Origin of the sequence: Cellvibrio sp. PSBB006 (assembly GCF_002162135.1) — a bacterium.
GTDB lineage: Bacteria > Pseudomonadota > Gammaproteobacteria > Pseudomonadales > Cellvibrionaceae > Cellvibrio.
Genome location: NZ_CP021382.1, coordinates 2,726,641 through 2,741,691 on the forward strand (window position 1 = coordinate 2,726,641; position 15,051 = coordinate 2,741,691).

Sequence of the window (15,051 nt, forward strand, 5' to 3'; positions counted from 1 at the left end):
GGAAAGCCTACTGTTGGCGCGCTAAAAAGAAGTTGAGAGATTTTAAAGCAAGGGATGGTGGATACCATCTACCCCGCCGCTCAATTTGGCACCAAAAAAGTGCAAAGCAAAAATCGTGTGCAATATTTTGGTGCTTTTGATAAAAAAGCTTGGGTCCCAATCTTCCGCAAAGCCTGATTTTTACAAGCCCGTTGCTATTTCTCCGAGATGGCATATATTTTGCCCCTTTTCGGACACCCTGGTTCTCGCTCTGCTCGCTACCGGGGTGGCGAGGTGGAAAGAGCGCGGGATAAAAATGATTACTGACTTGTAGCTATGGTGGCTACTCATTTACTTGGAGGCATTCAATGTCTAAGACTCTGGACTTGATCAAAGAACACGAAGCGCGCTGGATCGACCTGCGCTTTACCGATACCAAAGGTAAAGAGCAACACGTTACCTACCCCGCCAACGTCGTAAACGACACCTTCTTTGAAGAAGGCAAAATGTTCGATGGTTCATCTATCGCCGGCTGGAAAGGCATCAACGAATCCGACATGATCCTGATGCCGGACGATTCTACCGCTATGCTGGACCCTTTCTACGACGAAGCAACCATCATCGTGCGTTGCGACATCGTTGAACCTGCCACCATGCAAGGCTACGACCGCGACCCACGCTCTATCGGCCGTCGCGCTGAAGAGTACCTGAAGTCCACCGGCCTGGGCGACAAAGCCCTGTTTGGTCCGGAGCCTGAATTCTTCATCTTCGACAGCGTTCACTACGCCAGCACCATGGGCGGCGCGTTCTACAAGATCAAATCTGAAGAAGCCGCCTGGGACTCAGGTGCTGACACCGAAGGTAAAACCGGCCACGCACCACGCGTAAAAGGTGGTTACTTCCCGGTTGCGCCGATCGACTCTCTGCACGACATCCGTGCCGCCATGTGTAATGCCATGGAAGCTATGGGCCTGGAAATCGAAGTTCACCACCACGAAGTGGCTAACGCCGGTCAGTGTGAAATCGGTGTTGGCGCCAACACCCTGGTGAAAAAAGCGGACGAAGTACAGATCCTGAAGTACTGCGTACACAACGTTGCTCACCAGTACGGTAAAACCGCTACTTTTATGCCGAAGCCGCTGATTGGCGACAACGGTTCAGGTATGCACGTTCACCAGTCTTTCTCTAAAGCTGGCGTTAACCAGTTTGCCGGTGATGCTTATGCTGGCCTGAGCGAAACTGCCCTGTACTACATCGGCGGTATCATCAAGCACGCTAAATCACTGAATGCTTTCTGTAACGCGTCTACCAACTCCTACAAGCGTCTGGTTCCAGGCTTCGAAGCGCCGGTAATGCTGGCTTACTCTGCCCGTAACCGTTCTGCTTCTATCCGTGTTCCGTTCGTATCTGGCGCCAAAGCCAAGCGTATCGAAACCCGTTTCCCTGACCCGACAGCTAACCCATACCTGGCGTTCGCTGCTCTGTTGATGGCGGGTATCGACGGCGTTCAGAACAAGATTCACCCTGGCGACCCAGCGACTAAAGATTTGTACGACCTGGAGCCAGAAGAAGAAGCGGAAATCCCGACCGTTTGTGCCAGCCTGGAAGAAGCACTGCTGTCTCTGGAAGCTGACCACGACTACCTGACTGCTGGCGGCGTGTTCACCAAAGACTTCATCGATTCTTACATCGCGCTGAAGCGTGCCGACATTCAACGTGTTGACATGACTCCGCACCCGGTAGAATTCGAACTCTACTACAGCGTGTAAACCTGCCGGCATCACCTGCTCCGGCAGGTGATGCAAGTTGGTTAATGGATTACGTAAGGCCCGTTCAGTCACCTGAACGGGCTTTTTCTTTTGCGGCGGCGGGAGTAATCTTGCTGAAATCGTTTGAGGAAGCACCTATGCCCGTCCGTCCGTTCCTGTGTTTACTCCTTGCTCTTGCCCTGACCGCCAGCGCCAGCGCCAGTGCCAGTGCACAAATCTATAAAACCGTCGACAAGGACGGCAAGGTCATCTACACCGATAAGCCCCGCGGCGATCAACCCGCAGAAGCGGTGGATCTCCCACCCATCAACACCCTGCCACCCGAAAACGCCGACAATTTTCCAGAACCCCGGCAAGATAATCAGCAGGAAGCCATCAACTATCAGGTAAACATCATCAGCCCCCGCGAGAATGTAACTATTCCGCCAGGGCAAAGGGATTTGGGGATCGCTATCACGCTCAACCCGCCCCTGGCCGGTGATCACTGGCTGCTTTACTTTATGAACGGTGAATTGCTGGAAGAGACTCGCGATAGCAACATTGTGGTGCAGGATGTCTTTCGCGGTAGCCACACGCTGGAAGTCGAAGTTATCGATAGCAATGGCAACTCCCTGGGCAAGTCTGCCCCGGTCGTCGTCAATGTCATTCGCCCCACCGTTAAACAGCAAACTGCCCCTACGCCGAAACCCAAGCCCAAGACATAATGCGCCATATGCCCAAGCCCTAAAAGCGGGCAGCACCAACTTGGTGCAAAACCCGCTCACACCAACTAGACTCACCACTGAAAACGCCTAAAAACAAGCACTTCTTAATTTGGTTTGCTTTTTGCATAGGTGATGCACACAGACCAAGCACACGAGCGGGCATGTGCCCAGTGCCAAGGCATTCAGGAGTTAATGAATCGGTGAGCCCTCGCGATCTTCACAAACCGCTGCTCGACAGCCTCAGTACAGCCATTATTCTGGTGGACGGCGATCTGCTCCTGCGCCATATGAATCCGGCTGCCGAAGCCTTACTGTCGATGAGCTGTGAACGCAATATCGGCGAGCCCATCACCTACTTCTTCCACGAATCCAACGAAACCGAAAAACAACTCAAACTCGCCGCCGTTCAGGCTAATCACTACACCAAGCGCCATGCTGAATGGCAGCTGCTCAGCGGTGGCCATATCACCGTGGATTACACGGTGACGCCCTTTGGCGACCACGAAGGCCTGATCATCGAAATCCTGCCAATTGACCGCCTGCTGCGTATCAGCCGCGAGGAGATGCTGGCCTCATCCCACGAGACCACGCGCAACCTGATTCGCGGCATGGCCCATGAGATCAAGAATCCACTGGGCGGTATTCGCGGAGCCGCCCAATTGCTGGCGCGGGAACTGCCGGACAGCGGCTTGCAGGAGTACACCAATATCATCATCGACGAGGCAGATCGCCTGCGTAACCTCGTTGATCGTATGCTCGGCCCCAACCAGCTGCCACAGCACAAGCAACTCAACATCCACGAAGCGCTGGAGCGAGTGGCAACCATCATCCACGCCGAAAGCAACGATGCGGTCAAGATCGTGCGCGATTACGACCCCAGTATTCCGGACATCATGGGCGACAAGGAGCTGCTGATTCAGGCGTTCCTGAACATCGTGCGCAACGCCATGCAGGCATTGCTTGAGGCGGGCATGATCGATGGGGTGATTCGCCTGCGTACCCGCATCCAACGGCAATTCACTATCGGGCGCCGCCATCATCCGCTGGTGTGCCGCGTCGACATCCTGGACAACGGCCCCGGTATTCCCCAGGACATGATCGAAAACATTTTCTACCCCATGATCTCCGGGCGCGCTGAAGGCACCGGACTGGGCTTAACGATTTCGCAACACCTTATCCATCAACACCACGGCCTTATCGAGTGCCAGAGTGAGCCGGGCCAAACCCGTTTCACTCTCTACCTACCAATGGAAGTACAACATGCAGAAGTCTAATCGTGTCTGGATTATTGATGATGATCGCTCCATCCGCTGGGTGCTGGAAAAGGCCCTGCAACAAGCCAACATTGACACGCGGGTATTTGACTCGGGTGACAGTGCGCTGAGCCAACTGAACCGCGAAGTGCCCGATGCCATTATCAGCGACATCCGCATGCCCGGGATGGATGGTCTGGCGCTGCTGACCAATCTGCACTCCAATCATCCGCAGGTGCCGATCATCATCATGACGGCGCATTCGGATCTGGACAGTGCGGTAGCGGCTTATCAGGGTGGCGCTTTTGAGTATCTGCCCAAGCCCTTCGACGTGGATGACGCCGTAGCTGTGACCCAGCGCGCCCTGGCTCATGCCCAGGAACAGAAGAGCGAACACACCAGTGTGGCGAGCATCGATGCCAACACCGAGATCATCGGTGAAGCGCCGGCCATGCAGGAAGTTTTCCGTGCAATCGGTCGCTTGTCCCAATCCAACATCACCGTATTGATCAATGGCCAGTCCGGTACCGGTAAAGAGCTGGTGGCACGCGCTCTGCACCGCCACAGCCCGCGCCGCAACGGTCCGTTCATTGCGCTGAACATGGCCGCGATCCCTAAAGATCTGATGGAATCCGAGTTGTTTGGCCATGAGAAAGGCGCCTTTACCGGAGCTGCCTCGCAACGCCAGGGGCGGTTTGAGCAAGCTAACGGCGGCTCGCTGTTTCTCGACGAAATTGGCGATATGCCGGCGGAAACCCAGACCCGTTTACTGCGCGTGCTGGCCGATGGCGAGTTCTACCGCGTTGGTGGTCATACGCCGATCAAGGTGGATGTGCGCATCATCGCCGCCACCCACCAGAACCTCGAACATCTGGTGGCGGAGAACCGCTTCCGTGAAGACTTGTTCCATCGTCTGAACGTGATCCGGATTCATATCCCCAAGCTCGCCAATCGCCGCGAGGATATTCCCAAGCTGGCGCGCTTCTTCCTGCATAAAGCCGCTACCGAATTGAATGTGGACCCGAAAGTGTTGCTGCCGGAAACCGAAGAGTTTTTCTGTTCCCTGCAATGGCCAGGCAACGTGCGCCAATTGGAGAATACCTGCCGCTGGATTACCGTGATGGCATCCGGCCGGGAAGTGCATATTGAAGACTTACCGCCGGAACTGCTGGACCATAAAGAAGGCAGCACACCGGCGGACGATTGGGAAAAAGCCTTACGCCACTGGGCCGATCAGGCTTTGGCACGCGGTCACCACCAGTTGCTCAGCGAAGCGGTACCAACCTTTGAGCGCGCACTGATTGAAACCGCACTCAAATACACCGCCGGGCGCAAACGCGACGCTGCCAATCTGCTCGGCTGGGGCCGCAATACCCTGACCCGCAAACTGAAAGACCTGGGCATGTCCGGCGGTACCGAAGAATAACGTTTCCTCCGTAGGTCGGATTAGCCGCCAGGCGTAATCCGACAGTTTCTCGCCGAAGTATCGTGCATCTCTTCGTAGGAATAACGCGTCGGATTAAGCCTTGCGGCTAATCCGACCTACGGGATTTGTCGCTGTTAACAACATTCCTCATCCTAAACTTTATCTTCCAAACACTTGGTTATAACCCTTAATGTTTTATTGACTATGCCGTTAACCCAACTAGGCTAATCAATAACGACAGTGGTTTTCGCGCACCCGGAAACATTCTTATAAACCACCGCACGGGATTGTTTTTGTCTGCCTTATCCCGGCCCGCCAGACCTCGGCGGACACCTGAATAATAAAAAATCGGAGTATGAAAAGATGGTTGAACGTTCTCTGCTCACCAAATTGATGGGCTGGCTGAGCGCCGCCATGGTTTTGATTGCCATGATCGTGGCCTTTGCCAACTACCGCATTGCCGCCAACGAACTACAGGAAAAATTTACCCACGACAGCCAGACCATGATCGAGTTGACTAACTCCTCCTTACTGGAAGCCGTGTTCGCCTATGATTTCCAGCAGATTGAAGCCATTGCCAAATCCCTGGTCAATACCTCGCTCATCACTGGCATCAACATTGTGGATCATCGTGGCAAAGCACTGGCCACAGCCCAGGATGCCCAGCTCGGCGACGGCCAGGTTCCCCACACCGCCATTCCGATTGTGTACAACGGCAGCAATATCGGCAGCTACGACATTACTTTCTCCACCCATGAAGTCGACCAGGTACTGAGCAGCCAGGTTAAGAACAATATTTTGGTCGTGGTTTTGCTGCTGTTGGCAAGTCTGGGGACAGTGTACGTGCTGACCCGCCGACTGGTGCTGGCACCGGTAGCCGAAGTGACCCAATCCCTCGCCTCCATCGCTGACGGCGGCGGCGATTTGACCCGCCGTTTGTCCACCGCCCGACGCGATGAAATTGCCGCATTGGCCCACAACTTTAATCGCGTGATGGAACATATCGCCGACATCATCCGCAACGTGGTGCAGGTCAATGACAAAGTGCGCGACCACGTCCGCGATATGGCCGCTGCCACTGACAGCACCGTCACCTCCACCGGCCAACAGTTAAAAGAAATTGAATTGGTTGCCACCGCCGTGGAAGAACTGTCGGCCTCAGCCACCGAAATCGCCAAGCACGCCGGCGATACCGCTGAGCGAACCAACGCCACCAGCATCCTGGCCGATGAAGGACACCAGGTAGTCAATCTGTCACTCAATAACGTCAACAGCCTCACCAACCAGATTGATGCAACAGCGAAGAAAATTCAGATATTGAAAGAAAACAGTGTGAATATCGGCTCTGTGATGGAAGTGATTCGTACCATCGCCGAACAAACCAACCTGCTCGCTCTCAACGCCGCCATTGAAGCCGCGCGCGCCGGCGAACAAGGGCGCGGATTTGCGGTGGTCGCTGACGAAGTTCGCTCCCTCGCGCAAAAAACCCGCGACTCCACCGAAGAAATTGAATCGATCATTGTGCAATTGCAACGCGCGGCAGACGAAGCCCATCAATCCATGAACACCAGCACCGCCTCCGCACGCGAAACCATCGACACCGCCGCACGCGTCGGTGAAGCGCTCGATAAAATTCGCGCGAATATCACCGTGATCAACGACATGAACCACCAGATTGCCACCGCCTCACATCAACAAAGTTCAGTCGCGGATGAGGTGAGCAAAAATATTTCTGCGATCCACAACTTGTCCGGCAAAGTCTCGCAAAACGCCAATGTCGTCAGCGCCAGCGCCGGACACCTCACCCAGGAAAGCAGTGAGCTCAAAGAGCAGATAGACAACTTCAAGATTTAAAACCAGCCAGAGCCTTGCTTGGGCGATATTGCGTTGCAATATCGCTTTTTTATATCTCCTTTTCTTCATTTAAACTGTTTCCAAAGCAAATTCGTTTTAAGAAACTAAACTTTTCACAGAAAAAAATAAAAACCTATGCACATTATTTATAAAGACATATAAATATTGCTTTAATTTTGCTCACCCCAAAAACATCAACTAAAGTTATCCATACCTGAACAGGATCTATCTTCACGGTACTCTCATCGTTAGTTAAACAGGACTTTAAGCATGACATCGCTCACCACGCTCGATGGGCTACGCAAAAGCCGAGCTTTGCGCGCCGACAAGATGTTCCTCCTGACCATCATCCTGGAATTCACCTACGCCCTTGCACTTGCCCCCTGGTTTGACACCTGGAAAGCGGCATTCATCGTCGGTATACCATTGGTAATTATTGCCGTGATGATTTACACCGTGCGACCTGCCACCCGATTAAGCTCCGTCGTGTTGGCTAGCATTGCGATGCTATTCGTCACCCTGCACATTCATCAGGCACACGGCTTGATAGAAATGCATTTCGGGGTTTTTGTTGTGCTGGCATTTATCGCGGTATACCGCGACTGGTTACCACTGGTGATCACCGCTGCGTTAGTTGCGGTGCATCATCTGGTGTTCTGTTATCTGCAACATTCCGATATGGGTGTGTGGTTATTTCGCGATATGACTGATCATTGGTTGCGCGTCTTTATCCACGCCGGCTATGTGATTGCAGAGACAGCATTCCTGATTTTCTTTACGCGCAATGCCCGTCGCGAAGTTGAAGTCGGTGATGTGCTAATGGTCACCACACAAAAGATGATGCGCGACGAAGATACCATTGATTTTCGCATCCAGATCGAAAGCTCCTGCACCGAATTACAACAGTTTTCCCGCTTGCTTTGCTGCCTGAAAAAATTGCTGTTTCAGGTCAATAAAGTATCCGATGAATTGCAATCCTCCGCGCAGGAATTGGATGTAAAACGCGAACAGTTACACCAGGACAGCGAAACCATTCAAATGGATATTCACAGCCTCGCCGAATCCGTCACCACCCTGTCGCGCGCCGTGCATGACATCGCCGACAACGCGGCTGCAGCGGCCAGCGCGGTGGAAGATGCCTATAAAGATGAACGTTCGTTACGCATGGTGGTGAAATCCAGCCATGATATTAATGAGTACCTGACACTGGCGTCAGACAAGATGAGCAACCTGAATCAGGCTTGCCACACGATTGATAAAGTCGTTAGCGTGATTACCGGTATTGCAGAACAAACCAATTTACTCGCGCTTAATGCTGCTATCGAAGCGGCCCGCGCTGGTGAAGATGGGCGTGGTTTTGCGGTGGTCGCCGAAGAAGTTCGCGCCTTGGCAGGTCGCACCCAACAATCCACCGGCGAGATTTTCGGCTTGGTGCAAACGCTGCAAAAAGGCTCGGAAGAAACACTGGACATCATGAAAAATTGCCAACGCATCGCCCGGGAGACGGAAGCAAACAGCATAGACGTAGCGCAATCGCTGGATACGCTTAAGGCATCCTTGTTGTCGATCAATCAACTCAACCAATCCATCGCCCAGGCAACACAAGAGCAGGATCAGGTGAGCCAGCAGATGAGTGCCAATGCCGCCACGGTAGAACAACGCAATTCGCAGATGCAAGCGCAGGTGTCAGCATTAAGCAATCTGTCTAATATTTTGATCCAGCATCAAGCGCTGCTAAACCAACAACTGCGCAATGTGGTGCTGGATTCGTCGGCGGAATTGGCGAAGAGTTAATGAATAAAAATTGGGAGCGCACCCTGGCGCTCCGGTTTTACTGTTACGGCGTCTGCCAATCTCCCATTATATTTTCCCAGGTGTAGACTTTCACTTCTGTTGCGGTTAACTGGCGACGCTTGTCGTTTTTATGTGCGCCCGGTCCATCACTTTGATACTCGAAGAAACGCGCATCCTCCGGCATAAACGGTTCCTTGCCACCGTCGCGAGTCGTGCCACCCATCCAATACCAGCCATCGCGGGTAATGTGCGCATCCATTTTTGTATCGATAAACACGGCTTTTCCGATAGCTTTGGGGTCAGCATAGCGACCGTCAGGAAAATCTGTTGTGGGATGCCAGGGCCGCCCGAGTGGCGTAGAGTTATCCGGTACACCCGGCTCACGAGTCAATGTGCAGCGAATAAATGTTAACCCGAATTCATCCACAATCTGCGTTGACGGGGCCGTGACATAAGCGTGGGGAATACTGTCGCGCCCGCGGATTCGGGTGATGATCTCCGAGTCCGTGAACAACGCATTACCGGCGCCGAAGATAAAATCCACATTGCCGGCAATAATATTCTGATCAAACCAGGACCGCCCGGCATCGACGAACAAGGTATCCTGATAGCCGAGCAGTTTTACCTTGCGCACCAGCACACGATCACTACCTTTATCCAGATGTAATGCCACAGCCTGACTGTGGCGAATTTTTTGTGGGTCGTCATTTTCCAATGCATCATTCGCGACGAAATCAAAGGTATTTTCGATCGTTAACTGGTGAAACTGCACATCCGTCGCACGCACAATTATCGTACCTGAGCCGCGGGTTCCCCAGGTTTTTCCCGGCTCTGAAACCTGGCCGGAATAGGCATCAAAATATAAGCGGGTCTTATCCATACCCGCACCAATCAGTTGGATATTGGGTTTGTTGATAACTATTTTCTCGTAATAATTGCCGGGCTGGATAAACACCTTATAAGGCAAGGTTGATTCCATGGGCGCAGCATCAAGCGCTGCCTGAACACTGGCAAAATGCTTCAGCTTGCCAGCCAATACTGCATCATGGGTGACCACAGCGTCGTAAGGTAAATCGGGATGGTGAGCACAAGCCAATAATTGCATCGCCAACAACAGCCACAGTAAATTTTTTATACTTTTCATTTGCTTTCTCCACAAATAAAAACGGCGACACCTGTATAGGCGCCGCCGTTAAGATGTCGTTACATCAGTGATAACCCGCTCAAGCGAAGTAATGCTTGATCGTTGCCAACACACCTTTCTCATAAAAGCGCGTTAACCAGAGTGCGGTTGTTTCGATAAAACGCGTATCCTTAGCCAGATCAGTACCGAACACTTGCGACAACGACGTAACCGCCTTAACCATGGCCAATGGATTACCCGCATTGTCATCGCATAGCTGACGTAAGGTTTTCGCCAGGGGATCGGAGACTTCAATAGCATTGCCTTGTTCATCCACACCAGACACGTAACGAATCCAGGCCGCTACCGCCAGACAAATAATATCAATATGTCCATTACCGGCTAACTGTTCGCGCAGGGTTTCCAACAAGCGTTGGGGCAGTTTCTGCGAACCGTCCATCGCGATTTGCCAGGTGCGATGCTTAAGTGCTTTATTGAAAAAACGATCGCGCAATTGCTGTTTGTAGAATTCAATATCAAAACCATCCGGTGCGGTGACCGTCTCACCGGCCTCGCGCGCCATGTACAACTTGATCATGTTAACGAACGCCGGCTCACTCATAACTTCGCTGATATAGCTGAAACCGGACAAATAACCTGTGTAAGCCAGTGTGGAATGGGAACCATTAAGCAGGCGCAATTTTATTTTTTCAAAAACATGCACATCGTCAACCAACTGCACACCGACTTTTTCCCATTGCGGGCGACCATCAGAAAACTTGTCCTCAACCACCCATTGGGTAAAGGGTTCTGCAACCACCATACCTTCATCACGCAAGCCCAGGCGCGCTTCAATTTCGTGACGATCATCATCCGTGGTTGCAGGCACAATTCTATCAATCATAGTGCAAGGGAAGGCGGTATTGGCTTTAATCCAGTCGGCCAATTCCGCTGAGATCTGCGCAGCAAATTGCCAGACGACTTTCGCCAGAACCTCACCATTATTCGGCAGGTTGTCACAACTTAATGCCGTAAAACTTTTATGGCCTGCCTGAAAACGTTGTTGCAAGGCCGCTACCAGATAACCAATCGCTGACACCGGACGATCCAGATTAGCGAGGTCGTGAATAACATCCGGGTGCGCCAGATTCAGGTCACCGGTAGCCGGATCATGGCAGTAACCTTTTTCAGTAATGGTGAGCGATACGATGCGAATGGCTGGATCAGACATCAAGGCAACCAAAGCAGCGGGATCTTCCGGTCCAACCAGGGTTTTTAACACCGCGCCAATCAGTTGCAATTTTTCACCGTCACCCGAACGCTCTACCAGTGTGTAGAGATTATCCTGCGGCGCCAATTGTTCACGCACATTTGCGGAGCGTAAGCTGCAACCGACAATTCCCCAGTCGCCACCCAATTGATTTAACACGGCCTCGGTGTAATAGGCTTGATGCGCACGGTGAAACGCACCTATGCCGAGATGCACGATGCCTGGTTTAAGTGCCGCACGATCATAGCGGGGTAACTGTACATCGGAAGGTAATTGCCCGGTGTTGCCTGAATTCAGCCTGTTCATCTTAATACCTGCGTGGTTGATTTGTTTTTTTAACTGTAACGGTGCTGCTGCCGGCTCTCTCAAACCAACATTTTTTGCGTGTGTAACGCCGTTAATTATAGCGAATCCGGGCAAGCCTTCGATAGCGGGAAACTGGTAAATGTGCAACGGAGATGCTATATTTTCGCGGATTTTTTCCGGTTTTTTATACCCTTTAATAAATTAAAAATACCACCCGTTTTTAATAACCAAAAAGAAATTTCTACTTAGAATTTCTATTGTTCTATTGAGAGACACATCAAAAAATCAACCCGGAATGTGATCTTCACATACACCCGACTTACAGGCACATGTCTATGGCACATATAGCAGCAATAGGTGAAGTGATGGTGGAATTATCCCCCTTCACAAATAACACAACTGACAAACGCGAAGTGATGGCCTTATCTTACGCAGGCGACACTTACAACACTTCGGTTTATATGGCCCGACTTGGCCTACAAACCGATTATGTTACCTTGCTGGGTGACGACCCTTACAGCAAACAAATCCTGCAACGCATGAGCGACGAAAAAATCGGTACCGATATGATCAATCAGTTGCCGGGTCGCTCACCGGGCCTGTACATCATCCGCAACACACCGGATGGCGAACGCGAATTTTTTTACTGGCGTAAAGAGGCGCCAGCACGCGAGTTGTTTTCAACAGCCGAGCAAGCCGAACACCTGGTTGCACAATTGAAGTCCTGTGATTGTGTGTATCTCAGCGGCATTACGCTGGCCATTATCGGCGAAGCATCGCGCAAGATACTGCTCACGGCTTTACAACAATTGCGCACGGCGGGCGTCAAGATTGCATTCGACAGCAACTTTCGTCCACGCTTATGGCGCGATAAAAGTGAAGCCCAACAAGCCATGCTGGCTATTTTACAACTCACCGATATTGCCTTGCTGACACTTGACGATGAGTTGCTGTTGTGGGGTGACGACTCCGTTCAAGGCTGTGTGGATCGCTATAAAACAACGGCGGTTAACGAGTTGATTTTAAAACGTGGTGCCAGTGACACTATCATCATTCAGGATGGACAGGAAGTTCGTGTACCTGTTCCACTCGTGAAAGATATTATCGATACCACCGGCGCTGGCGATACTTTCAATGCCGGCTATCTGGCTGCCCGGTTAAACGGTGCTTCGGCAGCGGATGCAGCAAAACAAGGCACTCGCTGTGCGGGTATCATCATTCGTTATCGCGGCGGCGTTATTGATAAGGCTGTTTTTGAGCAGGAGCTGCGCGCTTAGTTTTTTTGGTGTCGGATTACGCCTTTGGCTAATCCGACCTACTTTAACATCAGCCTTTCTACATCACGCCTTTAACATCGACACGCCGCGTTTGCACAATTGAATTGCCAGCCCCCAGGGGTCACGCATCATTACCAAATGCGAACCATCTTTGATGCGCACTTCTTCCGCAAAGGTCGCACCGACCTTTTCAAGCTCCGCACGTTTTTCTTCCGGGTTCTCACACACAAAAGCCAGATGGAGGATCAACGGATTCATGTTCGCATAATCCGGCACCTGATCAGGTGGATTGTTATAAATTTCAATCATCACCTGACCACTGTTGTCGGCAAGAAAATGGGTGTTGGGACCACCGTCCATCTTGCGCGCAATGGTCATTCCCATGTGCGTTACGTACCACTCGGCGACAGCAATCGGGTCAGCTACATTAAACGCAAAATGTTCTATCTTCATCGGTATACCCACCAGCTTCTCATCAATCATTCATTAATATAAATCAAACGCGCGCGGCAACCATTCACTGATGGCGGGGACATAAGTTACCAGCAGCAACACGGCAAACATCGCCACGTACATGGGCAGCAACGGACGAACCATTTGCGCAATGGTTGTTTTGGCGATACCGCAACCCACAAATAACACACTGCCCACCGGCGGCGTACACAAACCGATGCACAGGTTCAACACCATCATGATCCCGAAATGCAGCGGCGACATCCCCAGCTCCGTAACGACAGGCAGGAAAATCGGTGTAAAAATTAATACCGCCGGCGTCATGTCCATAAAAATGCCAACAATCAACAAAATCACGTTGATGATCAACAGGATAATCACCGGGTTATCACTCAGCGCAATCAAACCGTCGCTGATACTTTGCGGGATATTTTCGTAAGACAGAATCCACGACATGGCGGAAGAGGTACCGATCAACAACATCACGATAGCGGTAGTCTCTACCGATTTCACCAGAATCTCCGGCAATTCTTTAACACTGACTTCGCGATAAAAAACCACTGCCAGCAACAAAGAATAAAGCACCGCAATCACACTGGCCTCAGTCGCGGTGACATAACCGCCGATGATACCGCCAATCACAATCACGATAAGCAGCAGGCTGGGAATTGCATCAAGGGTTTTCTTGACCGCATCACGCAAACCAACACGCTCACCCACCGGATAACCTTTGGCTTTGGCATAAAAACCGCACACTGCCATCAAGCCCAGCATCAACAAAATGCCCGGCAAGTAACCGGCAATAAACAAAGCCGCAATAGAAACACCGCCACTGGCCAACGAATAAACGATAAGAATATTGCTCGGCGGAATCAACAAACCGGTGGTCGATGCGGTCACAGTCACAGCGCCACTGAAGGCACGGTCGTAACCTTCTTTCTCCATCACCGGCACCATAAATCCACCGATAGCCGACGTCGCAGCCACAGCTGAACCGGAGATAGCGCCGAACAAGGTACAGCTGATGATATTCACGAAAGCCAAACCGCCGGGCAGCATGCCAAACATCACCTTGGCAAATTCAATCAGGCGATGCGCGATACCACCGCGCCCCATCAGGATGCCCGACAGAATAAAAAATGGAATAGCCAGCAGCGCAAAACTGTTGATACCACTCGCCATACGTTGCGCAATGGTGACAACAGCCGGCCCGGCATCAATGGTAAACAACATCGTCAGCAAGGTCGCAATACCAATACTGATAGAAATGGGAACATTCATTGCCAATAAAATGGCAAAGCTGAGCAATAACACTAAAATTGAAATTTCCATGATCTCTCGCCTCGTTATTCTTCTGGTTATTAATCAATGGGGTTTTGGCCGGCGTCGGCGCTGGCGCCTACACGGACCTTTGCGCTGAACATATTGTCGAGGGCATAAATACAAATCAGCACACCGGCAATCGGAATCACGCTGTACACATAACCCATGTTGATCTCCAACGCCGCCGAGGTTTGGCCGAGATCAAATTGCAACTTCACCAGACTGATACCGCCGTACACCATCACCCAGGCGGCAAAGATAAAACTCATGACTTGCGAGAAAATTTCCGCCGCGTGTCTGCGGGATGGCTCCATCTTTGCCGTAAATAAATCCAGTCCCAAATGCGAGTGCATGCGAAAGGCATAAGCAGCACCCAGAAGCCCGATCCAGATCAACAGGAAGCGTGCAATTTCTTCGGTAACGGAGCTGGGATTGCCGACGATAAAACGCGAGAGCACCTGCCATGTCACATCAATAACAATGGTGGCCATCAGTATCATGAGGATAAAGGCCAACACGC

The 15,051-nt window shown here is 51.6% G+C and carries 12 protein-coding genes; 7 read left to right on the forward strand and 5 right to left on the reverse strand.

Translation table 11 applies throughout. The features are described 5' to 3' along the window. The first annotated feature begins 347 nt into the window (after positions 1–347). The 6 genes from glnA (at position 348) to CBR65_RS11425 (ending at position 8,779) form a co-directional block, all read left to right on the forward strand. Positions 348–1,748, forward strand: a complete 1,401-nt coding sequence (gene glnA, locus CBR65_RS11400; protein WP_087466962.1) for a type I glutamate--ammonia ligase — start codon at positions 348–350, stop codon at positions 1,746–1,748. Positions 1,749–1,885: 137 nt separating this feature from the next. Next, positions 1,886–2,452 carry a DUF4124 domain-containing protein gene (locus CBR65_RS11405; protein WP_087466963.1) on the forward strand — a complete coding sequence of 189 codons (567 nt, stop codon included), beginning with the start codon at positions 1,886–1,888 and terminating at the stop codon, positions 2,450–2,452. 200 nt (positions 2,453–2,652) lie between these two features. After that, positions 2,653–3,726 (forward strand): nitrogen regulation protein NR(II), encoded by a 1,074-nt coding sequence (glnL, locus tag CBR65_RS11410; RefSeq protein WP_304441681.1) that lies wholly within the window; start codon positions 2,653–2,655, stop codon positions 3,724–3,726. Continuing rightward, positions 3,713–5,131 carry a nitrogen regulation protein NR(I) gene (gene glnG, locus CBR65_RS11415; RefSeq protein WP_087466965.1) on the forward strand — a complete coding sequence of 473 codons (1,419 nt, stop codon included), beginning with the start codon at positions 3,713–3,715 and terminating at the stop codon, positions 5,129–5,131. The genes glnL and glnG overlap by 14 nt, the downstream gene beginning before the upstream one ends. A gap of 363 nt (positions 5,132–5,494) precedes the next feature. Continuing rightward, on the forward strand, positions 5,495–6,985 hold the full coding sequence (locus CBR65_RS11420; protein WP_087466966.1) for a methyl-accepting chemotaxis protein: 1,491 nt from the start codon (positions 5,495–5,497) through the stop codon (positions 6,983–6,985). Positions 6,986–7,255: 270 nt separating this feature from the next. Then, on the forward strand, positions 7,256–8,779 hold the full coding sequence (locus CBR65_RS11425; protein WP_087466967.1) for a methyl-accepting chemotaxis protein: 1,524 nt from the start codon (positions 7,256–7,258) through the stop codon (positions 8,777–8,779). A gap of 43 nt (positions 8,780–8,822) precedes the next feature. Here the strand turns inward: CBR65_RS11425 and CBR65_RS11430 are convergent, their stop codons facing one another. Further along, positions 8,823–9,923, reverse strand: coding sequence for a pectinesterase family protein (locus CBR65_RS11430; RefSeq protein WP_232461173.1), 1,101 nt, complete (start codon positions 9,921–9,923; stop codon positions 8,823–8,825). A gap of 79 nt (positions 9,924–10,002) precedes the next feature. Further along, positions 10,003–11,478 (reverse strand): mannitol dehydrogenase family protein, encoded by a 1,476-nt coding sequence (locus CBR65_RS11435; protein WP_087469038.1) that lies wholly within the window; start codon positions 11,476–11,478, stop codon positions 10,003–10,005. Between the two features lie 335 nt (positions 11,479–11,813). On the opposite strand from CBR65_RS11435, the gene CBR65_RS11440 reads away from it, so the two are divergent. Then, positions 11,814–12,755 (forward strand): sugar kinase, encoded by a 942-nt coding sequence (locus CBR65_RS11440; RefSeq protein ID WP_087466968.1) that lies wholly within the window; start codon positions 11,814–11,816, stop codon positions 12,753–12,755. A 63-nt stretch (positions 12,756–12,818) separates the two neighbouring features. On the opposite strand, the gene CBR65_RS11445 is transcribed toward CBR65_RS11440, so the two are convergent. Genes CBR65_RS11445 through CBR65_RS11455 form a run of 3 tightly spaced genes read right to left on the reverse strand, consistent with a single transcriptional unit; the run spans position 12,819 to position 15,031 of the window. Further along, positions 12,819–13,208 (reverse strand): VOC family protein, encoded by a 390-nt coding sequence (locus CBR65_RS11445; RefSeq protein WP_087469039.1) that lies wholly within the window; start codon positions 13,206–13,208, stop codon positions 12,819–12,821. 33 nt (positions 13,209–13,241) lie between these two features. After that, positions 13,242–14,540 (reverse strand): TRAP transporter large permease, encoded by a 1,299-nt coding sequence (locus CBR65_RS11450; RefSeq protein WP_087466969.1) that lies wholly within the window; start codon positions 14,538–14,540, stop codon positions 13,242–13,244. Positions 14,541–14,569: 29 nt separating this feature from the next. Beyond that, positions 14,570–15,031 carry a TRAP transporter small permease gene (locus CBR65_RS11455; protein WP_369825664.1) on the reverse strand — a complete coding sequence of 154 codons (462 nt, stop codon included), beginning with the start codon at positions 15,029–15,031 and terminating at the stop codon, positions 14,570–14,572. Between the last annotated feature and the right edge of the window lie 20 nt (positions 15,032–15,051).

Bases quoted from the DNA above. Each gene is read 5' to 3' on its own strand.
- glnA (WP_087466962.1), top strand. From the start codon at position 348: ATGTCTAAGACTCTGGACTTGATCAAAGAACACGAAGCGCGCTGGATC.
- CBR65_RS11405 (WP_087466963.1), top strand. From the start codon at position 1,886: ATGCCCGTCCGTCCGTTCCTGTGTTTACTCCTTGCTCTTGCCCTGACC.
- glnG (WP_087466965.1), top strand. From the start codon at position 3,713: ATGCAGAAGTCTAATCGTGTCTGGATTATTGATGATGATCGCTCCATC.
- CBR65_RS11420 (WP_087466966.1), top strand. From the start codon at position 5,495: ATGGTTGAACGTTCTCTGCTCACCAAATTGATGGGCTGGCTGAGCGCC.
- CBR65_RS11425 (WP_087466967.1), top strand. From the start codon at position 7,256: ATGACATCGCTCACCACGCTCGATGGGCTACGCAAAAGCCGAGCTTTG.
- CBR65_RS11430 (WP_232461173.1), bottom strand. From the start codon at position 9,923: ATGAAAAGTATAAAAAATTTACTGTGGCTGTTGTTGGCGATGCAATTA.
- CBR65_RS11435 (WP_087469038.1), bottom strand. From the start codon at position 11,478: ATGAACAGGCTGAATTCAGGCAACACCGGGCAATTACCTTCCGATGTA.
- CBR65_RS11440 (WP_087466968.1), top strand. From the start codon at position 11,814: ATGGCACATATAGCAGCAATAGGTGAAGTGATGGTGGAATTATCCCCC.
- CBR65_RS11445 (WP_087469039.1), bottom strand. From the start codon at position 13,208: ATGAAGATAGAACATTTTGCGTTTAATGTAGCTGACCCGATTGCTGTC.
- CBR65_RS11450 (WP_087466969.1), bottom strand. From the start codon at position 14,540: ATGGAAATTTCAATTTTAGTGTTATTGCTCAGCTTTGCCATTTTATTG.
- CBR65_RS11455 (WP_369825664.1), bottom strand. From the start codon at position 15,031: ATGATACTGATGGCCACCATTGTTATTGATGTGACATGGCAGGTGCTC.